General features: G+C 70.2%; 20 protein-coding genes. 9 read left to right on the top strand and 11 right to left on the bottom strand.

Going from position 1 to position 23,623, the window contains the following annotated elements:
• Positions 1–35: 35 nt before the first annotated feature.
• Together ACF9IK_RS19525 and ACF9IK_RS19530 are read right to left on the bottom strand one after the other, a co-directional pair.
• Positions 36–1,859, bottom strand: a complete 1,824-nt coding sequence (locus ACF9IK_RS19525; RefSeq protein ID WP_395295461.1) for a Xaa-Pro dipeptidyl-peptidase — start codon at positions 1,857–1,859, stop codon at positions 36–38.
• A gap of 83 nt (positions 1,860–1,942) precedes the next feature.
• Positions 1,943–2,362: an MmcQ/YjbR family DNA-binding protein gene (locus ACF9IK_RS19530; RefSeq protein ID WP_395295462.1), complete on the bottom strand. Its 420-nt coding sequence runs from the start codon at positions 2,360–2,362 to the stop codon at positions 1,943–1,945.
• Positions 2,363–2,535: 173 nt separating this feature from the next.
• Here ACF9IK_RS19530 and ACF9IK_RS19535 point away from each other — a divergent pair, with 173 nt between their 5' ends.
• Positions 2,536–2,898: a VOC family protein gene (locus ACF9IK_RS19535; protein ID WP_395295463.1), complete on the top strand. Its 363-nt coding sequence runs from the start codon at positions 2,536–2,538 to the stop codon at positions 2,896–2,898.
• 79 nt (positions 2,899–2,977) lie between these two features.
• On the opposite strand, the gene ACF9IK_RS19540 is transcribed toward ACF9IK_RS19535, so the two are convergent.
• From ACF9IK_RS19540 to ACF9IK_RS19550, 3 genes are read right to left on the bottom strand one after another with little or no spacing between them, the layout of a single operon-like run.
• On the bottom strand, positions 2,978–4,780 hold the full coding sequence (locus ACF9IK_RS19540; protein WP_395295464.1) for a PA domain-containing protein: 1,803 nt from the start codon (positions 4,778–4,780) through the stop codon (positions 2,978–2,980).
• A 46-nt stretch (positions 4,781–4,826) separates the two neighbouring features.
• Positions 4,827–5,234: a nuclear transport factor 2 family protein gene (locus ACF9IK_RS19545; protein WP_395295465.1), complete on the bottom strand. Its 408-nt coding sequence runs from the start codon at positions 5,232–5,234 to the stop codon at positions 4,827–4,829.
• Positions 5,235–5,268: 34 nt separating this feature from the next.
• Positions 5,269–5,874: a response regulator transcription factor gene (locus ACF9IK_RS19550; RefSeq protein WP_395295466.1), complete on the bottom strand. Its 606-nt coding sequence runs from the start codon at positions 5,872–5,874 to the stop codon at positions 5,269–5,271.
• A gap of 428 nt (positions 5,875–6,302) precedes the next feature.
• On the opposite strand from ACF9IK_RS19550, the gene ACF9IK_RS19555 reads away from it, so the two are divergent.
• From ACF9IK_RS19555 to ACF9IK_RS19565, 3 genes are read left to right on the top strand one after another with little or no spacing between them, the layout of a single operon-like run.
• Positions 6,303–7,595 (top strand): cation:proton antiporter, encoded by a 1,293-nt coding sequence (locus tag ACF9IK_RS19555; protein WP_395295467.1) that lies wholly within the window; start codon positions 6,303–6,305, stop codon positions 7,593–7,595.
• Positions 7,592–7,783, top strand: a complete 192-nt coding sequence (locus ACF9IK_RS19560) for an MbtH family protein (protein ID WP_395295468.1) — start codon at positions 7,592–7,594, stop codon at positions 7,781–7,783. The genes ACF9IK_RS19555 and ACF9IK_RS19560 overlap by 4 nt, the downstream gene beginning before the upstream one ends.
• Before the next feature lie 25 nt (positions 7,784–7,808).
• Complete coding sequence (locus ACF9IK_RS19565; RefSeq protein ID WP_395295469.1) at positions 7,809–11,132, top strand: amino acid adenylation domain-containing protein; 3,324 nt, start codon at positions 7,809–7,811, stop codon at positions 11,130–11,132.
• 110 nt (positions 11,133–11,242) lie between these two features.
• Here the strand turns inward: ACF9IK_RS19565 and ACF9IK_RS19570 are convergent, their stop codons facing one another.
• Positions 11,243–12,187 carry a ParB/RepB/Spo0J family partition protein gene (locus tag ACF9IK_RS19570; RefSeq protein WP_395295470.1) on the bottom strand — a complete coding sequence of 315 codons (945 nt, stop codon included), beginning with the start codon at positions 12,185–12,187 and terminating at the stop codon, positions 11,243–11,245.
• 212 nt (positions 12,188–12,399) lie between these two features.
• Positions 12,400–13,152: a leucyl/phenylalanyl-tRNA--protein transferase gene (locus ACF9IK_RS19575; protein ID WP_395295471.1), complete on the bottom strand. Its 753-nt coding sequence runs from the start codon at positions 13,150–13,152 to the stop codon at positions 12,400–12,402.
• Between the two features lie 83 nt (positions 13,153–13,235).
• Between ACF9IK_RS19575 and ACF9IK_RS19580 the strand changes: the two genes are divergently transcribed.
• The 3 genes from ACF9IK_RS19580 to ACF9IK_RS19590 are packed head-to-tail and all read left to right on the top strand — an operon-like array spanning position 13,236 to position 16,282.
• A complete protein-coding gene (locus ACF9IK_RS19580; protein WP_395295472.1) occupies positions 13,236–14,027 on the top strand; it encodes a thioesterase II family protein in 792 nt (263 codons plus the stop codon).
• Positions 14,028–14,042: 15 nt separating this feature from the next.
• Entirely contained in the window at positions 14,043–15,053 is a 1,011-nt protein-coding gene (locus ACF9IK_RS19585) for a fatty acid desaturase (RefSeq protein WP_395295473.1), read from the top strand.
• Positions 15,050–16,282 carry an ATP-grasp domain-containing protein gene (locus tag ACF9IK_RS19590; RefSeq protein WP_395295474.1) on the top strand — a complete coding sequence of 411 codons (1,233 nt, stop codon included), beginning with the start codon at positions 15,050–15,052 and terminating at the stop codon, positions 16,280–16,282. The genes ACF9IK_RS19585 and ACF9IK_RS19590 overlap by 4 nt, the downstream gene beginning before the upstream one ends.
• Here ACF9IK_RS19590 and ACF9IK_RS19595 read toward each other — a convergent pair.
• The 4 genes from ACF9IK_RS19595 to ACF9IK_RS19610 all read right to left on the bottom strand — a co-directional run bounded on the left by ACF9IK_RS19595 (position 16,269) and on the right by ACF9IK_RS19610 (position 21,566).
• Entirely contained in the window at positions 16,269–16,412 is a 144-nt protein-coding gene (locus tag ACF9IK_RS19595; protein ID WP_395295475.1) for a hypothetical protein, read from the bottom strand. The genes ACF9IK_RS19590 and ACF9IK_RS19595 overlap by 14 nt on opposite strands.
• Positions 16,413–16,449: 37 nt before the next feature.
• Positions 16,450–18,285 (bottom strand): carbamoyltransferase family protein, encoded by a 1,836-nt coding sequence (locus tag ACF9IK_RS19600; RefSeq protein WP_395295476.1) that lies wholly within the window; start codon positions 18,283–18,285, stop codon positions 16,450–16,452.
• Entirely contained in the window at positions 18,278–20,392 is a 2,115-nt protein-coding gene (locus ACF9IK_RS19605; protein ID WP_395295477.1) for an iron-containing redox enzyme family protein, read from the bottom strand. The genes ACF9IK_RS19600 and ACF9IK_RS19605 overlap by 8 nt, the downstream gene beginning before the upstream one ends.
• 136 nt (positions 20,393–20,528) lie before the next feature.
• The gene (locus ACF9IK_RS19610) at positions 20,529–21,566 is read right to left on the bottom strand and encodes an Inducer of phenazine A (RefSeq protein WP_395295478.1); all 1,038 of its coding nucleotides are present in this window, start codon (positions 21,564–21,566) and stop codon (positions 20,529–20,531) included.
• 215 nt (positions 21,567–21,781) lie between these two features.
• Here ACF9IK_RS19610 and ACF9IK_RS19615 point away from each other — a divergent pair, with 215 nt between their 5' ends.
• Positions 21,782–22,276 (top strand): GNAT family N-acetyltransferase, encoded by a 495-nt coding sequence (locus ACF9IK_RS19615; protein WP_395295479.1) that lies wholly within the window; start codon positions 21,782–21,784, stop codon positions 22,274–22,276.
• A gap of 376 nt (positions 22,277–22,652) precedes the next feature.
• The gene (locus ACF9IK_RS19620) at positions 22,653–23,618 is read left to right on the top strand and encodes a fatty acid desaturase family protein (protein WP_395295480.1); all 966 of its coding nucleotides are present in this window, start codon (positions 22,653–22,655) and stop codon (positions 23,616–23,618) included.
• Positions 23,619–23,623 lie beyond the last annotated feature (5 nt).

Genomic DNA, 23,623 nt, shown 5'->3' on the forward strand with positions numbered 1-23,623 from the left:
GCAGCGGCCTCGACCTGCGGCGCCGTGGTCCCCGGCTACGGCAGCCTGGCACCGCCCACCACGGGCAGGGTCAGGTAGCTGCCGCGCAGGTCCAGTCGCACGGTGGCGCCGGTGGTGGTCGGCGTCGTGTAGTCGGGGTCGCTCTGCTGCAGGACCAGCCCCAGCACGTGTCCGGCCGGGACGGTCTGGTCCGTGGCCTGCATCGGCACCGTGATCGAGTACCACCGGCCGGGCTGCAGCGGAACCCGGAAGCGCAGCGAGATCCGGTGGGCGGCGTCCTGCCAGCCCCGGGTCAGGATGCCGCGGTCGCTGGTCACCACGTCCTCGACGGAGTCGCGGTAGCACGCGCTGTCGGCCGCGGTCGACTCGCCCCAGCAGGACCTGCTGTCCAGCGTGCGGACGCCCTCGTTGGGATAGACGGTGTTGACCCGCGAGGTGGTGCCGTAGTCGACGAGCCGGGCGCTGAGTTCGGTGGTCGGCCGGTCCACCTGGACGCGCAGCTGTACGGCCGGATTCCCGGAGATCCGTACGTCGCGTGTCAGCGGCCCGGAGAGGAAGGCGACCCGGCCGGCGACGGCGTCCTTCGGGTTGGCCGTGGCGGCGTCCTCGACCAGATCGGGGTTGTCCACCCAGGTCCTCTCACCGGTGCCGGAGCGGTTGCCCAGGGTGCCGGTGGTGCCGTTGCCGTCACCCAGGCCGACCTGCACCTGCCGCGCGCCCGGTGCCGGCCAGGACGGCTGGTCGACCCACGTCCCGGGCGTGGTCTCCAGGGTCACCGGCGCTTCCCGGTCGATGCCGTTGTGCAGGCCCTGCAGGTAGAAGTCGAACCAGCGGTGCAGCGTGTCGACCCACTCGGCGCGCCGGTAGTCGAACGGGTCGAGGTGGCCCGTCTGGGAGAGCCACATCTTGCGAGGGACCTTCAGGCCCTTCCACCACGTGGTGGCGTGGTCCGTCATCACGTTGCCGTCGTTGAGGCCGTGCACCAGGAAGACCGAGGCCCGCACCTTCGATGCGTCCGGCCGGATGTCGCGCTCCGCCCAGAAGGCGTTGTAGTCGCCGGTCGCGTCGTCGCTGCCGGTGTCGAGTTCCTTCAGCATCTGGGCGCAGGCTTCCGCCGGGCGGCTGGTGACCAGGTTGAACAGGTACTCGTTGGCCTTCGGGGCGACCACCACGCCGTTGTGGCGCGAGTAGTCGTATCCGCTGGAGGTGGCCGCGATCGCCACGACGGTCTTCAGCCCGTTGACGCCGGTGGCCGCCACCTCGTTGGCGACCGTCCCGTCCGCGGACTTGCCGACCATGCCGACCCGGCCGTTGGTCCAGCCGCTCGCGACGGCCGGTGACCCGTCGGCGTACGTGGCCTTCGCCCGTCCGTTGAGCCAGTCGATGACGGCCTTCGTGCCCAGCGTGTCCTCGCGCCCGTCGGTGTCCGTGCAACCGGTGGAGCGGCCGGTGCCGGCCATGTCCACGGAGACGACGGCGTACCCGCGCGGCACGAAGTAGTTGTCGTAGAAGAGGGGCATCTTGGAGATCGTGCCCGCCGCGTCGTACGCCTTGAACTCCTTCTCGAGGCCGCGGCCCACGCGGGCGTTGTAGGGCGACGCCGACATGATGACCGGCACCCGGACGTTGCCGGCCCGGGGCCGCACGATGTCCACCGCCACCTTGTCGGGCACCCCGTCGTGGTCGTTGTCCAACGGGGTCTGGACCCAGACGCTCTCACGGACCGCGTCCGCATACGAGTACACGGGCACCGTGCTGGTTCCGCGGACGTGGGGAGCGGCGGTCGAGGCACTGGCCGGTGCGGCGGCGGCGCCTGTGACCGCGACCAGAACTGTGCAATACACGAAGAAGCGACGCATGGTCAGAGTTTGGTGGAGACCTTGCCGGAGACGAAGCTTCGCGGTGCCGCATAATTCGGGGACTACGACGGGGCCGCGACCGGTCAACCGGCCGGTGGCGGGAGGTCGACCCGGGCGGCGAGAAACCTCGGGGCCAGTTGGCAGTAGCTGTCGGTGATCAGTTCGGAGATCTCGGTCCAGTCGGTGTGGTCACCGAGAACGGCGGCGACGACGTTGTGGCCCCAGTCGGCGCGGAGGAACGGGAAGCCGCCGGAGGTCAGGCCGACCAGGTCGTCGACGGGCACCCGGAACGTCATGACGACCAGTTCCTGGCCTTCGGTCACATGCGGTGCATAGAACGGGATGCGATCCGCGTTCGGCGCGTAGACATGGGCGAAGGTCCGCATACGGATCCGCCAGCGCACGCCGATCCAGGCCGGTTCCTCGTACGAGTCGGGCAGCTGCCGGCAGATCGGCCGCAGCCGGTCCAGGATCTCCGGTGGTACGTCTCCCATGCTGGACATGAGACGACTCTAGCGGCCGTCGGCGAATTCCGCGCCGGATACGGCGGGCCGGGTGCTCGCACGATTCCCCAAAACAGGGGGCATCGCGGAACCCGCTGTTCGCCGGGTGGAGAAGCCAGAATGATTCTGCTTGACGCGACGTGATGTGACTTCGGACGAAGAGGGTGTGGCTCGTGGATTTCAGGCGTCGGACGATTGTCTTCGAGGCGGCGGATATCGAGAGGGAAAGCGCTTTCTGGGCGGGGCTGCTGGACGGCACGGTCGAGGCGAAGGACACCTGGCACAACGTCTGGGTCGAGGGGGACTGGCACCTGGCCGTCCAGCTCGCGCCCGACCACGTCCCGCCCGTGTGGCCGGACGGGGCTTCGCAGCAGGTTCATCTCGACTTCTACGTCGATGACCTCGAGGCCGCGCACGACAAGGTGATCAAGCTGGGTGGACAGCTGGTGAAGTCGTCCGACGATCCCGCCGCGCGCACCGGGTTCCGGGTCTACACCGATCCGGCCGGTCACCCCTTCTGCATCGCCTGGCCGTAGGACCGCACGAACTCCGCGCAGAACACGACGCTGGTGGCGGTCTTCTCGAAGACCGCCACCAGCGTCGTGTTCGTGCTGGTCAGACGTCGAAGACGTAGAGACCGTAGTTGCGGTCGGTGACCAGGGCGTAGTTCTTCCCACCGATCCTGTGGACCACGACGCCGACGAAGTCGTTGCCGGGCTCGCAGTAGGCGCCGACCTCCCTCAGGCCCTCCGGGCCGTAGCTCAGGACGCGGAGCCCGCCCGAGTAGAAGGTGGCGTACACCAGCCGGCGGTCCGGATCGATCGCGACGTGGGACGCCGAGAGGTCGCCGAAGCCGATCGCGTACTTCGGGTCCTGCGACTCGGGGATGGCGTACGTGTCGACCTGTTCGATGGAGCCGCTGCCGACGGCCGGGACGAGTGTCCTGAACAGCCGGAGGTAGCCCCATCCGTTGAACACCGACCTGAGGTCGATCGAGGGTATGTCCGGCGCGGCCGGTGTCGGGGTCGAGCCGGCCGTCTCCTCGGTCACACCGGTCACCCCGAGCAGCCGCAGACCGGTCAGGCGGTTGACGAAGATCAGCGGAATCGGTCCCTTGGCCGACGTGGGGTACTGGTGGAGCGCATCCGGCCCCTGCCGGTTGAAGACGATGCCGGCCGAGTAACCGGCCGCGGCGACGGCGTTGAGCTTCTCCTGGAACGAGCACCCCGGGTTCGACCCGGCGGTCAGCAGCGAAGCGTCGCGTTCCATGAGCGCGATCCCGCGGCCGGGCCGGACCGTGCCCGGGCATCCGTTGCCGACGAAGGTCGGCGTGCCGGAGAGGCCGTCGTCGTCGATCGGTGCCGTGTCCGGGCTCCAGGCCGCGGTGAACTCCAGACCGGCGTCGGGCCCCGACGTGATGGTGCCGAGCAGGCGCACTGCCTCGTAGTTCTCGTCGGCGCCCACCAGGAACTGCGCGTCGGGCGAGAGCGCGCAGTGTTCCGCGTTGCCCTCCGGCGGGACCTGGTGCCCGTGCTTCGCACGCTCCTCGTCCAGTTCGGCGTAGAAGGACTGAGCGATCATCGAGACGTTGCCCGGCGTCGGGTCGGTCACATCGAGCAGCACGTATCCGCCGTCCCAGTACGTCGCGCTCATGACGTAGCGGTCGCCGGTCCGCGTCACATCGACGGCGTGCCCGAACAGCGAGTCGAGGCCCGCGGGGGACTCCTGGCCGACTCCGAACGGCGGCACCCGCAGGTCCAGGGAGTTGACCAGCGTGGGGTTGCGCGGGTCGGTGATGTCCATGATGCAGATGTCGGTGGTGATCTTCACCGTGACCATGGCGACGTAGGTGCGGCCCGTGAAGCTGTTGGTCCACGGGAACACGTAGTAGACCTCGACGGCCTGGGACAGCGGTGAGCCGTCCACGTCCGTGTAGTCGCCGGCGTGGGCGGCCAAGAGCCGGGCGTGCTCCGGGTCGGTGATGTCCCAGATGTTGATGCCGCCCCGCTGGCGCGGCCCGGTCGGGTCGGGCGCATGGGCCTGGGCGTAGATCTCGTTCCCGTGAACGAACAGGACACCGCTGAAGTACTCGTTGTCGACCTCGATGACGCCCGGACCCTCGCCGACGTAGTTGCCCGTCGTCGTCTCCATGAACGCGCTTTCGACCTCGAACGGCGCCTGCGGATCGCTGATGTCGATCACGTAGGCGCCGGTTCGCTCGCACGTCGGCTCACGATAGGCCGTGAGGAACGCGTGATTCCCGTGCGCGGCCAGGTCGCAGATGTGCCGTTCGAGGCCGGCCCCCGACGGGTTGTTGACCTGCGTCCTGCCCACACACCGCACGCCGTACCGGACGGTCGGTAGGTGGTTTCTCTCAAGCGCGTTCTGGTCGTCGTGGGCCGTGCCGGTGCCGGTCATGCATACCTCCTGGCTGTGCCTGCCTTCGACAACGCGAAGGAGGACGTCATTTCTGCTCGGCGAACGGGGTCATCTGGAAGCTGATGAACTGCCAGCCGTCACGTTCGTGGCGGCGGAGGACCTGCGTCGCCACGCCCGCGAGCGTGCGTTCGCCGCCGTCCGGCGTACGCAGAAGGTTGGTGAGCTGGCCGGTGACGACCGCGACGTCGCCGACGAGCCGGATGAGCAACTCGCCCCGGGTGATGCGCAGATAGGGGCGCCGACTGGCGGTGTGTTCGAGAAGTTGCGTCTTGGTGTGGGTGATGCCGTGTGCGTGGGTGTGCACGAGAGTGTCGTCGAAGATCTCGTCCAGGACGTCCAGGTCGGCGTCGACGAGTGCCCGCTGCCGACGGAGCTCGACGGCATGCAGTTCGCTGGCTACCTGCTGATCGGGTGGTCGAACGGTGGCGTGCATGCGGTCTCCACGGTGCCTCGGCGAAGGACTTCGGTCAGGCGGCGGACTTCGCCAGCCGGTTGAGCAGCGCGACCCGGGTGAGCTCGGCCTTGTTGCCGACGCCGAGCTTGGCGCGGATGCGCTTGACGTAGGTGTCCACGGTGTGCGGGCTGATGCCGAGCCGGGTGGCGATCTGTCCGTGGGTCAGTCCCTGGGAGATCTGGCTGAGCACCTGTTCTTCGCGTGCGGAGAGGTTTAACGTGAGCAGGTCGTGGCGTTCCGCCGGGGGCTTCGTGGCGTGGCCCTCGGGCAGCACCCGGGTGCCGGCCGTGACGTTTCGCAGCGCCGCGACCAGGCTTTCGCTCGGCTGGTGCTTGTGGATCACACCGACAGCGCCCGCCTGCAGGTAGTCTTCGGTCAATGACGACCAACTGTTGAGCAGGACCAGGACCGAGGTGGTTCGGGCGGTTTCGGCGATGTCGTTCAGGCCGTCCGCTTCTCCGAGGGCTTCGTTGTCGATCAGGGCCGCGTCCGCGAGCCAGGACACTCGTTCGGTCGGAGACCGGCGGGTCGAGACGACGGCAATCCCCTCGTTGGAGAGGACCTGCATGAGGCCGACGAGATAGACTGGATTGTTGACCAGTACATCAACTCGAAGCATGCTTCCCCTTGTAGATAGCTGGGTGGGTTCATCCATCGTCAAGCGAGTAGCAGTCGGACCATGGTTTGCCCGTTGCCACGAAGCGGTTCGTCGGGCGCATGACAGGTGGTCGTGCCTGAGTCCGGCCTCCGGGAGCAGTGAGTCGTATCCGGACGAGCGGCCGTGATCCACTACCGCCACCGATTATTAGTCCCTTCGAGGCGGCCCGCTTGTCGCGCCAACCGGGGACATGGACCCGCCTTGACGGCAACCGTAGGATCGTTTCTTTGGATTGCGTTCATTAGCCTCTGACCTGCGCAAACGTCGCAGCGGCAATGATTGGTTCCGCGCGGTGGAGGGTATCTGTCGCCGGTTCACGTGACTGCGCGGCCCCGACCGGTCCCGCCTACTGTCGGTCACACAGTGGGCTTGGTGAAGGGATGGGACCGGTGGCTATCGGCACGGCTGCGGCGCTGCTCCCGGCACTGTTGGTGATCACCGTGGTCGCCCGGGTGCTGGGGCTCCTCTGCAGGCGGTTCGGCCAGCCGGAGGTGATCGGCGAGATCGCCGGCGGAATCCTGCTCGGTCCCTCCCTGTTCCACGGTGTGATCACGCGCACCTTGTTCCCGACCGAGATTCGTCCGGAGCTCAAGACGATCGCCGGTGTCGGAGTCTGCGTCTTCATGTTCCTTGTGGGGCTGCATCTGGCAGAAAGTCGTCTAAGCGGGCAGAGCCGGATCGTTCTGTCGTTGTCGATCGGCTCCATGGTCGTGCCGTTCGTTCTCGGCAGCCTCTTTGCGATCGGCATCGTCGGCGACCGGTCCGGGAGGACTGCGGTTCTCTTCTGTCTGTTCCTCGGCACGGCGATGTCGATCACCGCTTTCCCGGTACTGGCACGAATACTGGCGGACCGCCAGCTGGTCCACACGCCCATCGGTGGTCTGGCACTGGCCGTGGCCGCGGTCGGGGACGTCCTCGCCTGGGCGATGCTTTCGGTGCTGGTCGCCCTCTCGCACGGGGACCGGCCTCCCTGGCGGATTCTGCTGGTGGTGCCCTTCGTGGCTCTCCTCGTCCGGGTGGTGCGACCGGCGCTGGCCAGGCTGGCGAGCCGCCCGGCCGGGCGCGAGCGCGGGTCCGCTGCCCGGATCACCCACGGCGCCGGCCTGCTGGTCGCGATCGCCGGCGCACTGTGGCTTTCGTCCGCGGCGACCGAGTGGATGGGACTGCATCAGATCTTCGGCGCGTTCCTGCTCGGCGCGGTGATGCCTCGCTCGGGCGGCGCCGACCTGCGTGAGCGGGTACTGCCCTGGGTCGAGCGGGTCAACCGGGCGGTGCTGCTGCCGGCCTTCTTCGTGGTCGCCGGCTTCGCGGTGAACCTGTCCGGGATGGACGCCGGGGAGTTCGGCCTGCTGCTGTTGATCCTGCTGATCGCGATCGGCGGCAAGATGGCAGGTGCCTTCATGGCCGCGCGGCTCGTCCGGGTGTCGCGCCGGCACAGCGTCGCGCTGGGCCTGCTGGTCAACACCCGAGGACTCACCGAGCTGATCGTCCTGGCCGTCGGCCTCCAGATGGGCCTGCTCGATCAACGCCTGTACTCGCTTCTGGTGCTGATGGCGCTGGTCACCACATCGATGGCGGGTTTACTGCTGCCCTTCGTCTACCCCCGGCAGCAGGCCGAGTCGCACCACGACGGCGGCTCGGCCGAAGAGTTCGCACCCTTGGTGAGAGAGGAGTCGAGATGAACCCGTTCGACGACCCGGAAGGTCGTTTCCTTGTGCTCGTCAACGACGAGGAGCAGCACTCGTTGTGGCCGAGCCGCCGGGCGGTACCCGCCGGTTGGCGGATCGTCCACGGCGAGGACAGCCGGCAGGCGTGCCTCGACTACGTCACGCAGCAATGGACCGACCTGCGCCCGCTCAGCACCCGCTGAGCGGTCCGCCGAGAAGAGGCAGCCCGTGATCCCGATCTCCGACTTCCTGGAAGAACTACGCGTGGCCGGCGTACAACTCTGGCTTCAGGAAGGCAGGTTGCGCTATCGGCCGGCCGGTGCGCTCGACGCCGAACGGCTGGCGGTGCTCCGCGAGCGGCGCGACGAGGTCATCGCCACCATGCTCGCCGACGCGGCCCCGGCCCCAGCTGCCCGGCCGGACGTCATCCCGCTCTCCGACCACCAGCAGGGCATGTGGTTCCTCGAGCAGATGGGCGTGCTGGGCGCGGCGTACAACCAGACGGCGTTGCACCGCATCACCGGCGACCTTGATGTGGCGGCGTTGCGGTCGGCGATCGCCGAGATCGTGCGACGGCACGAGATCCTGCGCACGGCGTTCCCGGCGCGCGAGGGCATCGGCGTGCAGGTCGTGGAGCCGCCCGGTGACCCCCGCTTCACCCTGCTCGACATGTCCGAGCTGTCCACCGCCGAACAGCAGCGGTGGCTGGACCGGCGCAAGCGGATGTACGCCGAGTACCGGTTCGACATCTCCGTCGCACAGAACTTCCGGACCGAGCTGATCCGTTTCTCGCCGACCGAGCACGTACTGGTCTTCCGTTCGTACCATCTGGTGCTCGACGGTCCCTCGCACGCCAACCTCTACGAGGAACTGCGCACGTTCTACCGGGCGTTCCGGACCGGTACCCCGGCCGACGTGCCCGAACTGAGCATGCAGTACGCCGACTACGCCCTGTGGCAGAACGGCCGGGACGCCGCCGAGGCGAAGCGGCACATGGACTACTGGACGCGGCGACTGGCCGACGCACCGCACGTCTTCGACCTGCCGACCGACCGGCTCCGCGCGGCCACCGCCGAACTCGACGGTGACACGGTCGAGGTGCCGGTGCCCGCCGAGGTGGCCGAAGGGCTGCGCCGACTGGCCCGGCAGGAGGGCGCCACGCCGTTCATGGTGCTGCTGGCGGCCTTTCACACGCTGCTGTACCGGTGGAGCGGCCAGACCGACGTGAGCGTCGGGATGATCGTCGACGGGAGGGCGCACCCGGACGTCGAGGCCAACATCGGCCACTTCGTCAACCCGGTCGTCCTGCGGGCCGACCTGGCGGGGCGGCCGACCTTCGTCGAACTGCTGGGCAAGCTCCAACCGCTGCTGCTGGAGGCGTACGAGCACCGGCACGCGCCGTTCGACCGCCTGGTCGCGGAACTTCGGCCACAGCGGGACCTGGCGGTGCAGCCGCTGTTCCAGGTGCTGTTCACCTACCTGAGGGCCGAGCCGTTCGACATGCTCGACGGGCTGACCGTCACCCCGATCGAGCTGGACGAGCGCAAGGCGATGTTCGACCTCACGCTCTTCGCGCAGGAGGGCGAGACGGGGGAGCTGAGCGTCGGGCTGGAGTACCAGACCGCGCTGTTCGAGCGCGCGACCGTGCAGCGCCTGGCCGGCTACCTGGTCACCCTGCTCGCCGGGGTGGTCACCACGCCGGACGTGCCGATCGACGATCTGCCCCTGATGTCGGCCGGAGAGGAGCACGAGGTACTCGAACTCTGGAACGGCACGGTCACCCGGTACGACGACGACATCTGCCTTCATCAGGTGGTCGAGCGGCAGGCGGCCGCCACACCGACCGCCGTCGCGGCGGTCTTCGGCGACCGGGAACTGACCTACCGTGAACTGGACGAGCAGGCGAACGCCCTGGCCCGGCAGCTGCGGGAGCTGGGCGTCGGCCCCGACGAGCGGGTCGGCATCGCACTGCGCCGCTCGCTCGACCTGGTGGTCGCCAACCTGGCCGTGCTCAAGGCGGGCGGTGCCTGCGTCCCGATCGACCCGTCCTATCCGGAGGCGCGGCGGCAGCTGATCGCGCAGGACGCGGCGCTGCGCCTGGTGATCGGCCCGGCAGACGGTGAGGCCGGCCCGGAAGGCGCCGCGCCGGTACTGGCGTTCCGCCCCTTGGCCGCCGCCACCGGCCCGGCGAACCTGACCGACCCGGCCGACATCGCCTGGGTGCTCTACACGTCCGGGTCCACCGGCCGGCCCAAGGGCGTGGCCATGTCGCACCGGGCACTGCTCAACCAGGTGCGGTGGCAGCAGCGCCAGGGCCCCGGTGGCCGCGGGCGGACCCTGCAGTGGGCAGCGCTCAGCTTCGACATCTTCTATCAGGAGATGCTGACCACGCTGGCCGCGGGCGAGACGCTGGTCCTTGTCGAGGAAGAGGTCCGGCACGACTTCGAGCGTCTGCTCGACGTCATCGAGACGCAGCGCATCGAGCGGGTCTTCATGCCGTTCGTGGCCCTGCAGGGCATGGCCGAGCTGGCCGTGCGCCTCGACCGGTTCCCACCGTCGCTGCGCGCGGTGCTCACGGCCGGCGAGCAGTTGCAGGCCACCCCGGCGATCCGGGAGTTCTTCACCCGCCTGCCCGACTGCACGCTGTTCAACCAGTACGGGCCGATCGAGGTGCACCTGGCCACGTCGCACCGGCTCGGCGGGGACCCGGCGCAGTGGCAGGCGCTGCCGCCGATCGGCCGGCCCTTCGACAACGTCAGGACGTACGTTCTCGATGCCGAGCTGCGGCCGGTGCCGCCGGGGGTGGCCGGCGAGCTGTTCGTCGGCGGCAGCCCGCTGGCCCGCGGATACCTGGGCCGCCCGGACCTGACGGCGGAGCGGTTCCTGCCCGACCCGTTCCGCGTCGGTGCCCGGATGTACCGCACCGGCGACAAGGTCCGCTGGAGCGCCGGCGGGCAGCTGGAGTTCCTCGGCCGGTTCGACGACCAGGTGAAGATCCGAGGGTTCCGGGTGGAGGTCGCCGAGATCGAGGCCGTCCTCAGCGGGCACCCGCAGGTGCTGGAGTGCGCCGTCGCCGCCCACCGGTACGGCGTCGGCGACCGGCGCCTGGTCGCGTACGTCGTGCCGGACCCGCAGGCCCCGCCGCCCTTCGCCGAGCTGCGTGCCTTCCTCGCCGACAGGCTGCCGGACTACATGGTTCCGGCGGCCTATCTGACGGTGACGGAACTGCCGTGCACGCCGAGCGGGAAGCTCAGCCGCGCATTGCTGCCACGGCCGGACGACGAGACCGAGTGGGCAGGGGCGGCCGCCTACGAGCCGCCGGGTACACCGCTGGAGGAGCGCATCGCCGCGATCTGGTCGCAGGTGCTGGCCGTGCCGCGGGTCGGTGTGCGGGACAACTTCTTCGAACTGGGCGGCCACTCGCTGCTGGCGGTCGCGGTCGTCAACGAGGTCGGGGACCTCGTCGGGCGTACGGTCGCTCTGCGTACGCTCTTCGAGGCGCCGACCGTGGCCGGCCTCGCCACCCGCCTGAGCGAGCCGGACCGGAGCTGAGCGGCCGAAGCGGCGGGCCCGCGGCGACGCCCTGCTGAGAACGCATGAGAACGCATGAGAACGGGCCGGTGTCCTGGTGGACACCGGCCCGTCGCGTTCCTCCCGAGGTCTCAGCCGGACACTCCGCCGGCCGCGGTGTTGCCGTAGTCGTCTTCGAGCCCCATCGCGAGCTGGATCCAGGCGGCCGCGCAGGACCTGGCCAGTGACCCCAGGTTGAGCCGCGAGTGCGGCGGGATGTGGCTGAGCGTCAGCGGGATCTCGTCGGGCACCAGCACGCGCGGTCCCAGCCAGCGCAGCAGCACCCGGCCGGACTCGGTGTAGCGCAGCGACGGGTCCCGTTGGATGCTGTCCAGCAGCGACCGCAGTTCCTGGGAGGGGTCGGCCTCCGGCAGTTTCACCGTCATCTGCCGGTCCTCGTCGCGGTCGACGAGTTCCGGCCGGGTCCGCCGGTCCAGCACCGGGTCCTCGCCGGCCCGCAGACGCGCCCGGACACTGCGCGCGGTCTCCACCGAGATGCCGGCCTCCTGAGCGATCCGGCGCAGCGTCGCCTCCGGGTGCACGGCGATCAGCTCGGCCGCGGCCTGCCGGCCGGCGGCCCCGTTGATCGGCCGTACCCGGCCGTCACGGCCGATGCGCGCCTCGACCGGCGGGCCGTCGATCCCGCGGCGCAGCGAGCCCACGGTCTTCGCGGCGAGCCCGGCGGTGACGGCGATCGACCGGTCCGACAGCTGCGGGTGGCTCCGGATGATCCGGACCGCGGCGGCGCGCCGATCGGCGAGCGTCAACGGCCTGCCGTGCGACACGTTGAGCCGGACGGCAACGAGGAACGCCTCGTGACTGTCGCCGTCGAACATCTGCGCGCGGATCTCCTGCTCACCGCGCAGGCGTGCGGCGGTGAGCCGGTGCATGCCGTCGACGACGCGCATGGTCTCGCGGTGCACCACGATCGGTGGCAGGTCCGCCTCCATCTCCGCCAGGGAGCCCGCGTACTCCAGGTCCACGCCCGCGGATCGCGGCGAGTCGGCATCCTGGATGGCGGAGAGGGGCAACTGCACGACTGCGTCGTCCCCGTCGGAAAGCGGCTGTGTGCACGGCTGCACACCGGTGGAGGTCGCGGTTTCGAGTATGGATCCAGAGGTGTTGACCGGCACTGGTTCAGCTCCGTTTCTGTCACGGCCCCGATGGTCGAACGAGGACACACGGCCCTCGTTCATCCTGACCACGTGGTCGGACCCACGGCACTCACCTGTTTTGGGGGCAACGCCCGCTAGCCGGGTGTGCGGAGGTACCCCAGGCGCCGTACCGGCTCCACGCCGTCGGCCAGCCGGACCGGATCGCTGCCGCGGGCCAGCGCCGCCAGAAACTCGTGGCGCGGCAGCGGCCCCGCGCCGAGCCGCCGGCTCCGCTCGCTGTCCCACTCGACGTCCAGCAGCGTCACGCCGGCGCCGGCCAGCCGGTGCTCCATGTCGAGCAACGCCACCTTCGACGCGTTGCTGCGCCGGTGGAAGCAGGTGTCCAGGACGAACACCTCCCCGGTGCCGATGCCGATGGCACCGCCCACCAGCTCGTCGTCCTCCCATACTTCGACGCTGTGCGCCCAGCCCTGCCGGTTGAGCTCGATCATGCACGCGCACAGCTCGGTGGTCAGCCACTCGGGGAGGCGGTCCCGGCGGCACTCGGCGAGCACCCGGGCGAAGTCCTGGTTCGTCGTGGTGGTCCAGCGCAGCCGGTTGCGCAACAGCTTCATCAGGCTGCGTGCCTTGGTCAACCCGCCGTACGGTATGACCGGCCGGGGATCCGGGGACCACCAGACCAGCGCGTACGGGTCGGGCAGCGGCGAGTCGAGCACCACGGTCCTCCCGGACTCCACCGACTCCTCGTAGAGGGCGTGGTTCACCTCGACGTCGGCCGCCGTCGCGGCTGGCATGGGGAAGGCGCCGTGCCGGTAGCCGCCGAGAACGGTGGCCGGGTCGAGCTGCCCACCGATCGCGATCGGCACATCGGCCGGGGCACTATCCATCGCGAATCCGTCCCAGACGCACCCTTCGCAAAGAATCACATGCGGATTCTGGCCTCAGACCCGCTACCGACGGGAGTCCCTCGATGACCGCACCCTCGACACTGGGAAGCACCGGCGCGGCCGCGCGCTGGCTGCGCCGGCCCCGGCCGCGCCAGGACCCGTCCGCACGCCTCGTGTGCCTGCCGCACGCCGGCGGCACGGCCAGCGTCTACAGCCCGTGGACCGACCGGCTGCCGCCCGCGATCGAGCTGATCGCAGTGCAGTACCCGGGCCGCCAGGACCGGCTGGCGGAGCCGTTGATGTCGTCGGTCCCGCAGATCGCCGATGCCGTGGTCGCGGCGCTGGCGCCGTACACCGACCGGCCCCTGTTCCTGTTCGGGCACAGCATGGGCAGCCTCGTCGCCTACGAGGTCGCGATCCGCATGGAGGCCGGTCCGGGCCCGGATCCGGCCGGTCTGTTCGTCTCCGGCCAGCTCGCCCCGCAGCGGTCCGCGCCACCGAAGGGGGCGCTCGACGACGCCACCGTCGAGGCCGAGGCCCGGGAGGCCGGCTGGACCGATCCGGTCGTGTTCGAACACCCGGAACTGCGCGAGCTGGTGCTGCCGGCGCTGCTGGCGGACGTCCGGGCGTCCCTCACGTACCACCGCGAGGAACCGGTGCGGCTGAGGGTCCCGATCGCCGCCTACGCGGGGCTGGGCGACGGCGGCGACGTGCCGGGTGAGTTGGCCGCCTGGGGTGAGGTGACCTCAGGCGGTGCCGTCTGGCGGGCGTTCGACGGCGACCACTTCTACCTGCGGCCCCAGGAGGCCGACCTGGTTGCCGACATGGTGACCCGGATGTCTGACTGGGGAGAGCCGTCAGTTGGACATAGCTGAGTGAGGAGAAGGACCGTGGCCGATTCCCATCTAGCCGAGCGGTACCGCTTCGCGCCGGACCTCATGGCCGAGGTCCGGGCCGCGTCCCGGCCTGACAACTGGCACGGTCCCGTGGAAGCCGTCACGCACTGGGCCTGGATGGCGTTCTGGTGCGCGGCATCGGTGCTGTCGTGGCAGCACGCACCCTGGTGGCTGGCGCTGCCGGTGTACCTCGTGGCGGTGTTCTTCATCGGCGGCCGGCAGCGTGGCATCGCCGGCATGCTCCACATGGCGACGCACCGGGTGTTCATGGCCGACCACCGGGCCGGCAGCGTGATCGGGGCGGTTCTCGGCGGGTACCCCGTGCTGCAGAGCTACACCGGCTACCGGGCCTCGCACCTCGGCGAGCACCACGGCCGGCTGGGTGACCCGGACCGCGACCCGGACTACCAGCAGTACCGGGACAACGCGCTGTGCGGGGACGACCTGACCCGCAAGGCGCTGCGCCGGTACCTGCGCACGGTGGTGACGCCGAAGGCGACCGCCTCGTACGTGTTCTACCTGCTGCGGCACCGCATCGTGGCGGCGGGGGAGCATCCCGCCGAGCGGGCGTTGCGGGTGGTCCTGCTGGCGGGGGTGCTCAGCTGGGCCGTCCTGGGCGGCTGGTGGCTGTGGCTGCTGCTGCTCTGGTTCGTTCCACTGGTCACCACACAGGTGTGGATCGGTGCGGTGTCCGAGCTGATGGAGCACTTCCCGCTGATCGAGACGGCGCCCCGGGTGGACATCTACATGTCCTGGAACCGGGTCTACGGATGGGGCACCCGGTTCCTGCTGGGGGAGATCGACGGTGAGGGCTTCCACCTGGTCCACCACCTGTTCCCGCGGACGCCGATGTGGCGACTGCGCGAGGTCGACGCGATCCTGAGCCGCGACCCGGTGTACGCGGCACTGCCGCGGCTCGGCGGCCCCCTGGGCGGCCTGGAACAGATCTACCGTTCGCTGCCCGCGCACCGCGAGCACGACCACACAGTGAGGGTGGACGCATGACCGAGACGGTGATCGTGGTCTACACGGCCGGAGCCGCCAGCCCGCTCGAACTGGCCGCCGACGCGGAGGGCTACGACCTCCTGTTCGCGGTGCCCGTCGAGGAGGTGCCGGACGGACTGACCGACCTGTTGGCGGTCGTCGGTGAGGTCGTCGACATGACCGACGAGGCGGCCGGCGCCGCCGTGCTCGCGGCCCGCCGCCCGGCCGGGATCGTGGCCTTCTCCGACCGTGACCTGCCGCTCGCGCAGCGGCTGGCCTCCCGGCTCGGCCTGCGCTTCCACTCCGAGCGCACGGTGCTCGCCGCCACCGACAAGCACGTCCAGCGGCAGCGCTTCCGTGAGGCCGGGCTCCGAGTGCCGCGGTTCCGGCTGCTGACGGGGCCCGGCCAGGCGGTGGAGGCGCTCGCCGAGGTGGGCACGCCGGCCGTGCTCAAGCCGGTGAGGGGTGCGTCCAGTCGTCAGACGTACCGCCTGGACAGCCCGGAGGACGCGGCGCGGTACGCCGCCGAGGCGTTCGCCTCCGGCGACGCCGACGAGTTCGTGGTCGAGGAGATGCTGGTCGGCTGCCCGTCGGTGGCCGGGCCCGGCCTCGGTGACTACGTGTCGGTCGAGGTGTTGTGGTGGCGCGGCACGGTCGCGTGCCAGGTGCTCAACTCACGGCTGCCGTTGATGGAACCGTTCCGGGAACGGGGCTTCTTCCTGCCCGGTCTGCTGCCCGCGCCGGTCGAGGCGGAGGTCTACGCGATCTCCGCGGCGGCCTGCCGGGCTCTAGGCGTGCAGGACGGGTGGGCGGACATCGAGCTGAAGCTGACCGCCGACGGGCCCGTGGTGATCGAGGTGAACGCCCGCCTCGGCGGCTACTCGGCCGCGCTGCTGCACCGGTCGTTCGGAGTGGAGGCGGTCCGGCTCGCGTTCGAGGTCGCCGTCGGCCGACAGCCCGTGGTGTCGCTGGGGGAGCCCGCCGCGGTCGCCTTCGGCTACCAGATCCTGCCGCCGGTCGGCGACTGGCGGTTGGCCTCCTGGGGCAACGTGGCCGCCCTCGCCGAGCGGCCCGACATCCTCTCGGTCGTCCTGACCGCGGAGCCCGGTGACCGGGTCGACTGGCGGCTGGGCGGCCAGGGCACGCTCGGCGTGGTGGAGGGCCTGGTCACGCGGCCGGACGAGGTGCTCCCGGCGATGCGTGCCATCGAACGGACCATCGCCGACCAGGTGGTCTTCACCCCCGCGTGAGCGGCCGCTCCCAGTAGCTCGGCCGGCCCCGGGGCCTCGACCGGCGCATCGGATCGCGCAGGACCCGAAGGACCAGGCCGGCCGGGATCACGAGCAGGACGTACACGACGGTGAGCAGGGCCTTGCGCATCAGGAACCCCCTTCGGTGTGGGACGGACGGCTGCTGGTCAGTCGAGGGGAACCTCGGTACGCCAGTCCACGTCCTCTTTCCAGTCCGGCTGGTCGGACTTGTGCAGCAGGAACCCGCCGAGCACGAGCAGGTCCATGTCGGTCCGCATGAAACAGGTGTACGCCTCGTGCGGCGTGTTCACGATCGGCTCGCCGCGCACGTTGAACGACGTGTTCACCACGACGCTGCTGCCGGTCTCCCTCTTGAGTGCCGTGAGCAGACGGTGGTAGGCGGGGTTGTCCCGCGGCCCGACGGTCTGCACCCGCGCCGAGTAGTCCACGTGCGTGACCGCCGGGATCACCGACCGGGCGACCTTGAGCCGATCGATGCCGGTCAGGCCGGAATCCGTCTCGACGGCGAGCCGGGCCGCCTCCGCGACCGGCGCGACCACGAGCATGTACGGACTCTCCTGGGAGAGGTCGAAGAACTCCTTGGCGTCCTCGGCCAGTACGGACGGCGCGAACGGCCGGAACGACTCCCGGAACTTGATCTTCAGGTTCATGACCGACTGGGTCCGCGGATCACGGGCGTCGCCCAGGATCGACCGTGATCCGAGCGCCCGCGGGCCGAACTCCATCCGGCCCTGGAACCAGCCCACGACCATCCCCGCGGCGATCGACCTCGCGACCTCGGCAGCCAGCTCCTCCGGTTCGAGGCGGCGGTGCGGGACGCCGGTCTCGGCCAGGTAGGCCGCGATCTCGTCGTCGTCGTACGCCGGTCCGAGCAATGACCCGGACATCGCGTCGTGTCCGGTCCCCACGTGGGCACGCGCGGCTCCCCGGTCCATCGCGACCGCGAGCGCCGCGCCCAGCGCGCCGCCGGCGTCGCCGGCCGCCGGCTGGATCCAGACCTCGTCGAACAGTGCGTCGGCGATGATCTTTCCGTTCGCCACGCAGTTCAGGGCCACGCCGCCGGCCAGGCACAGCCGCGACTCGCCGGTCAGCCGGCGGGCCGTGCGCGCGAGCTTGAGGACGACCTCCTCGGTGACCAGCTGGACGGACGCGGCCAGGTCGAACTCGCGCCGGGTCAGCTCGCCCTCCGGCTCCCGGCGCGGACCGCCGAACAGCTCCTCGAATCCGCGACCGGTCATCACCTGACCGCGCAGGAACTCGAAGTAGCGCATGTTCAGGCGGAACGACCCGTCCGGCTTGACGTCGATCAGCCGCGCGCGGATCAGGTCGGCGTACCGCGGCTCGCCGTAGGGCGCCAGGCCCATCAGCTTGTACTCGCCGGAGTCCACCTTGAATCCGCAGAAGTAGGTGAAGGCGGAGTAGAGCAGGCCGAGCGAGTGCGGGAAGCGGATCTCGGCCATCGGCTCCAACCGGGTGCCCTGCCCGTGCCAGATCGAGGTGGTCGCCCACTCGCCGACACCGTCGATGCACAGCACGGCGGCCGATTCGTACGGGCCGGCGAAGAACGCCGAGGCGGCGTGCGACTCGTGGTGCCGCCGGCAGACGATCTCCGGTACCCGTCCGCGCTCCAGGCCCCCGAGCTCGCGACGGACCACCTCGGCGACCCGCCGCTTCGACGACCACCAGCCGGGAAGGGTGTCGCGGAACGAGGCGAGCCCGAACGGGACCGCGCCGAGATAGGTCGCCAGGACACGGCGGAACTTGAGGGCCGGATCCTCGTAGTAGGCGATCGCCGACACGTCCGCGAGGGTGGCGCCGACCTCGTCCAGGCAGTAGCCGACGGCGTTGGCCGGGAACGAGGAATCGTGGCGGCGGCGGGTGAAACGCTCCTCCTGCGCGGCTGCCACGGGGCGGCCGTCGGACACCAGCGCCGCGGCACTGTCGTGGTAGTAGGCGGAGATGCCGAGAACCAGTTCAGACATGTGCGGATGCCTCCACTCGGGCGCGACGGGCCGCGTTGCGGGCCCAGAATCCGGATGGCGGGTTCAGCGAGCGGTACCCGGTCCGGACCCGGTCCCACGCGTCCGCGCGAGCCGCCGGCGCCTGTTGCGCCAGATACCCGTCGACGGCGTCCGCCGCCCACGCGGAGTGCCCGGTCGCGACATTGTCGATGGTGTTGTGGACGTCGACGAACGTGGTGCTGAAGCCGTACTGCTTGAGCGCGTGCCGGGCGCGGCGATAGCTGCCGCCGACACCGGACAACTCCATCGCCAGGTTCAGGCCGAGGATCTCCGGTTCGAACGTGCGCGGGAACCGGCCGATCGCCAGCCAGTAGACGGGCAGTTCGAACGACGGGTCCCGGATGGCGGGCCAGGCCGCGAACTCCGGCGACCGGGTCGGTGGCAGGTCGATGCCCATCTCCCGCAACAGGATGCGGTAGATCAGCGGGTGGTTCAGTTCCAGCTCGCCGTTGCCCAGTTCGTCCCAGTAGGTGTTGAACAGGAAGTGGCCGCGTTCGGCGGAGGCGAGCTGGTAGTCGGTGTGTCCGGCCAGCCAGGCGCCGTCGATCAGGGTGAGCGGTGCCAACTGCAGCGTCGAGTCGATCAGTTCGGCGCGGCTCGGCAGCGGAGCGTCCGAGCCGTCCCGGAACTCGCTGTTGTGGAGGTCGTGCTGGTCGAGCAGCCACGGCCGCAGGCCGTCCGCCGGCGGCTCGGCCGGCAGCGACTGGGCCGCCTGCTTCATGCCGTGGCGCGATCGGGCCAGCCACCTCTCGACGTAGCGCAGCGCATACCGTCGGGTGGCCTGCGTGACCGAACGCCGCAGAAGTCGGGTGTACGCCTCCCGCAGGTCGGCGGGAGCGACGCCGTCGTCGCCCGTGGTGTCGGGGGCCGGGCGGAATCCGAAGCTCCGGGGCTGGTACGCGGCCGGCCGGAGCTGCCCGCGCTCGGCCGGATCGGCCGGCAGCGCATCGATCCACCGATTGATGACGTCCAGGTCGTCGTCGGGGAACACCCGGAACATCCGGCCGCTCTCCGAGACCAGTTCGCCGGTGAGCCGGCTCTCCCCGGACCGGCCCGGCCGTACGAGGCGGCTGTCGGCGAGCGCGGCCAGGAACGGAGCCGGGTCGGTGCGCGCCTCGGTGAGCCACTGCTTCAGTGGTCGCCCGCGCATGACGAACCGGTCGTGATAGGACGACGCCTCACGGGCCCGGGAGCGCATCAGCTCGGCCATCTCGAAGGACGGGTCGCGAGCGGCGTCGAGCTCCCGGTACACCTCGTCGCTCCAGCGCCGCAGGGCGGCGAACGCCCACGCGAAGCCGCGCTCGATCGCCGCCGTACCGGCCGCGCCGGCCGTCGCGGTGAACTCGGCCGCGACGGCTCGTGCGTCGTCGATCGCCGGCGCCCGGCGCGGGTCGCGTGCGCGGCCCGGATCCAGCGCGGCCCAGTCCGCCGTGTCCGGACCCCGGGTCCGGACACCGGCGAGCGGGGGCAGCAGCCCGACCTCGCGCAAGCAGAGGTCGAGACCGATGATCTCGCCCCGGTAAGCGTCCGGGCGTCGGCTCATCGTCAGGGCGAGCGCCGACATGTGGAAGGACGGGTCGGCGATCCGGCGGTCGTGTGCCAGGCGGGCGGCCGGGCGCGCGTGCACGGCCACCCGGACGTGCCGCATCAGGGCGAGGTAGGCGTCGCCACGGGACTCGCCGGGATGCCCGGTGCCGACATCGGCCGCGAACAGCGCGAGCGCCCGCATGGTGACCGGGTCCTCGGCGTTGCCCGGCTCGCTCATCCACTGCAGCCAGGCACCCGAGACCGAGGCCAGCGGCGCGCAGGCGAGCACCGCCCGGCGGACGAGAACGTCCGCACAGCCCTCGCGCTCCGCGGTGGCGAACAGCGCGGTGAAGCGCACCCGTTCGGCCTCGGCCCAGGTGGCGGCCGCAGAGGGTTCGCACCGCAGAGCGCCGTCCCGGCCGGCACGGTCCAGCTCGTCGGCGATCGCGGCCCGCAGCGTGTCGGGCAGTGGCGTGTCCTCCGGCTCGCACGCCCGCGCGAACACCGTCCGGACCGACAACATCGGCTCGTCGTCGCCCATCGCCTGATCAGAACATCGGGTAGATGGAGGCATCGGCCTTCTTCTTCTTGCGGCGGCCGAACAACCTGGCCATCAGCGTACGCAGGAACGACACGGAGAAGTCACCTCGGTTCACTTCGGGGTCGGCATCCGGACGTCACGTCAGGTCGAGGCTCTCGGCGAGCACCTGCGCGACGGCGTCGTTGCCCTCGTCGGTGTAGTGGCCGCGGTCGACGAAGAGCCAGTCCGACGGCTTCGTCACCGCGTTGAGCCGGGAGAGCGTGTCGACGAACGGGATGCCCTTGCGCGCGCACGCCTCGCCGAGGGCCTCGGCATAGGCGGCGCCCGTCGCGATGCTGCCGACGTCGCCGTAGCGCTCCTCCCAGGTCCCGTAGTCCGAGGCGTGGTCGAACTCGTCGAAGAGCAGCTTCTCCTGCGGCGCCGGCGTCTCCCGCAGCCAGGTCGCGAGCGGCTGGAGGGCGAAGCTCACCCGGGCGCCGGTCGCGGCGGCCATCACGAGCCAGCTGTCGAGGTTCCGCAGCGTGACGTCGACCGCGGACCGGATCATGCCGTCCGTCGTCGGGCGGGCTGCTGACGGCGTGACCGACTGCGCCGACGGCCTCGGGCCGGTCCGCCACCGCTTGGTCCTGGCCGGCTCGGCGTACCGTGCGCGCAACTCCTGCATCTTCTCGAAGTACTCGTTGCAGAAGAAGAACGGCTCCTGGCCGCCGACGTCCACCCCGGTCAGCTGTCCCATGACCAGCGTGTTGAAGCCGCTGAGGATGACGATCTCGTCGATCGGCGGCAGCAGGTGCCGGTGGAGCATGAACAGCATCAACTCCTGCGTGGAGTTGAGGTATGGGGCGCCGAAGGTGTACCACGGCCTGCTCGGCGCGTGTTTCGTCCAGAGCCGGGAGGCGATCGTGGTCGCGTCGCTCGTGGCGCCGTAACCCAGCGACACCGAACCGCCCACGAGCAGCCGGACCGGCCCGTCGACCTGGTCACCGCCGACGGACCCCGGTCCGCTCGGGCCATGCGAGATCCGGAATCCGAGCCGGTCGGTGTTGATGGCCGCCGATCGGAAGTTCGGCCTGTTGAAGTACATCAGATAGGGGACGTACCTCATCTCCCCGCGATCGAGGAAGTCGAGATAGTCGGAGAGCTGAGGCGTCAACAGCTCGGTTTGCCGCACCATTAAGACGACCTCCAATTGCCATCAGGTGGTCCTCCGGCCGGAATCCCTTCAAAGCAACCTAATGCCGCGTCGGCCGGTCGGCGTGTCCCGTAAAAGGGCTGCGGGCCGCCGGCCGGCCTCCGGAGCTCCCGGCGCCGTCCGTCCGGCGTGCTAGATTCGGCTCGGCTTGGCTCTGACGTGGAACGCCCCGTCGTTCCGTCCGACACGGAGATGTGATGACTGACGACGTGGCCAGGGACATCTCGCTGCGACCCCTGACCGAGGATGACGTTCCGGCGCTCTTCGACATCCAACTCGACGAGGAAGCCCAGCAGCTGGCGGCCTTCACCGACGCCAGGACCGCCCGCGACGCCGACGCCTTCCGGCAGAAGTACCGGAAGATCCTGGCCGACGACGCGATCGTCAACCGGGTCGTCGAGATCCGCGGTGAGGTCGTCGGCAGTGTGGCCACCTTCCCGATCGAGGGCGACACCGAGCTCACCTACTGGATTCGCAAGGACTGGTGGGGCCGGGGCGTGGCCACGGCGGCCGTCGCGGCACTGCTCGACGAGGTGACGGAACGGCCGATCCACGCCCGGGTCGTGGAGGACAACGCCGGCTCCGTCCGGGTGCTGGAGCGCAACGGCTTCGTGCGCGTCGGCAGTGAGGACTCGTTCGCCCCCGGCCGTCAGGCCACCGTCACCGAGCTGATCTTCAGACTGGGCGGCTGACGACAGACCCGGTGCGCATCCGCGCAGACCGGGCCGGGACAACGACATCCGTGCGCCGCATGGTCCTAGGACCATGCGGCGCACGGCTTTTCGTGTGAGTACGCCGCTTCCAAGTGCCGATTGTGAACAGTTGGACGCCGGGCGCGGCCTCATGCCCGTCGGCGTCGGGCGAGGTCGAGGCGCCCGCGGTGGCGCGAGTGGTGAACGCCCGGTCGACGGCATCGTTGACAGTTCCGGCCGTGGTTAGCGTCGTCACCGTATCCCGGGCTCTGTGACCCGTGGCCCGATTCCCGGTGCTTGCGAATTCGCGCAGGGAAGCGCCACTTCGGTGAATCGCCGGGCAGGTCCACCACGCGTACGGAAAGGTACTGGTGCAATGGTCGACGCCAAACCACAGCAGTTCTGGCGAAACAGTCCGGCCGACGCCATCCTGCTCGCCATCACTCTGACCCAGTTCGTCGGGACCATCGCGCTCGCGGCTCTGACACCGGACGGGTTGTGGCCCAGGCTCGGCTCCGCCGCCCTGGTCACAGCCATGATGACCTACTCGATCATCGTGGTCACCCACCTGTTCGTCCATCAGCCCTGGTTCACCGACGGACGGCTGAACGCCCTTCTGTCGCTGGTGAGTTCGGCGAACATCGCGCAGTCGGTGCAGGGCTACTACCTGACCCACGTGCGCAACCACCACCGGTACAACAACGACCGCAAGCGTGACGGGACCACCGCCGACATCACCTCCACCTACCGGCACGGCCGCGACGACGGGCACGCCCCGCTGTGGCGGTACCTGGTCGGCGGCCTGGCCTCCTCCGCTCTGGAGTGGGTGGCCACCTGGGCGATGCTGCGCCGGGGGTGCGCGGTCGGCCCGCAGGAGGCCACGCTGCAGGGGCTGGCCTCCCGGAACCCGACCCGCCGGGCGGCCGAACTCCGCCAGATCAGGTACGACCGGCTCGCGTACGTCGCGTTCACGGTGCTGCTGGCCGTTCTGTCCTGGCAGTGGACCCTGCTGTGTTACCTGCCCTCGGTGGCGCTCGCGTTCACCCTGGTCAACATCCAGAACTACTACCGGCACTTCGGCGCGGAGCCGGAGAGCCGGTACGCGAACTCGGTGAGCCATTACGGCCGGCTGTACAACCTGCTGACCTTCAACGACGGCTACCACCAGGAGCACCACCTGCGCCCCGCGACGCACTGGAGCCGGCTGCCCGTGGTCGCCGAGCAGTACCAGGAGCAGTTCGAGCAAGCCGGTCGCGTGGTCTCCCCGGTGCCGGCCCTGGTCGGCTTCCTGGACACGGGCCGCGTCGGTGATCGCCCGTCGGCGAAGCCGTCCGTCGGATGAAGCCG

It is taken from the genome of Kitasatospora hibisci, from assembly GCF_043950205.1.
Taxonomy (GTDB): Bacteria; Actinomycetota; Actinomycetes; order Streptomycetales; family Streptomycetaceae; genus Kitasatospora; species Kitasatospora hibisci.

Bases quoted from the DNA above. Each gene is read 5' to 3' on its own strand.
- ACF9IK_RS19590 (WP_395295474.1), top strand. From the start codon at position 15,050: ATGACCGAGACGGTGATCGTGGTCTACACGGCCGGAGCCGCCAGCCCG.
- ACF9IK_RS19575 (WP_395295471.1), bottom strand. From the start codon at position 13,152: ATGGATAGTGCCCCGGCCGATGTGCCGATCGCGATCGGTGGGCAGCTC.
- ACF9IK_RS19550 (WP_395295466.1), bottom strand. From the start codon at position 5,874: ATGCTTCGAGTTGATGTACTGGTCAACAATCCAGTCTATCTCGTCGGC.
- ACF9IK_RS19620 (WP_395295480.1), top strand. From the start codon at position 22,653: ATGGTCGACGCCAAACCACAGCAGTTCTGGCGAAACAGTCCGGCCGAC.
- ACF9IK_RS19545 (WP_395295465.1), bottom strand. From the start codon at position 5,234: ATGCACGCCACCGTTCGACCACCCGATCAGCAGGTAGCCAGCGAACTG.
- ACF9IK_RS19600 (WP_395295476.1), bottom strand. From the start codon at position 18,285: ATGTCTGAACTGGTTCTCGGCATCTCCGCCTACTACCACGACAGTGCC.
- ACF9IK_RS19610 (WP_395295478.1), bottom strand. From the start codon at position 21,566: ATGGTGCGGCAAACCGAGCTGTTGACGCCTCAGCTCTCCGACTATCTC.
- ACF9IK_RS19560 (WP_395295468.1), top strand. From the start codon at position 7,592: ATGAACCCGTTCGACGACCCGGAAGGTCGTTTCCTTGTGCTCGTCAAC.
- ACF9IK_RS19605 (WP_395295477.1), bottom strand. From the start codon at position 20,392: ATGGGCGACGACGAGCCGATGTTGTCGGTCCGGACGGTGTTCGCGCGG.
- ACF9IK_RS19525 (WP_395295461.1), bottom strand. From the start codon at position 1,859: ATGCGTCGCTTCTTCGTGTATTGCACAGTTCTGGTCGCGGTCACAGGC.
- ACF9IK_RS19615 (WP_395295479.1), top strand. From the start codon at position 21,782: ATGACTGACGACGTGGCCAGGGACATCTCGCTGCGACCCCTGACCGAG.
- ACF9IK_RS19595 (WP_395295475.1), bottom strand. From the start codon at position 16,412: ATGCGCAAGGCCCTGCTCACCGTCGTGTACGTCCTGCTCGTGATCCCG.
- ACF9IK_RS19580 (WP_395295472.1), top strand. From the start codon at position 13,236: ATGACCGCACCCTCGACACTGGGAAGCACCGGCGCGGCCGCGCGCTGG.
- ACF9IK_RS19530 (WP_395295462.1), bottom strand. From the start codon at position 2,362: ATGTCCAGCATGGGAGACGTACCACCGGAGATCCTGGACCGGCTGCGG.
- ACF9IK_RS19540 (WP_395295464.1), bottom strand. From the start codon at position 4,780: ATGACCGGCACCGGCACGGCCCACGACGACCAGAACGCGCTTGAGAGA.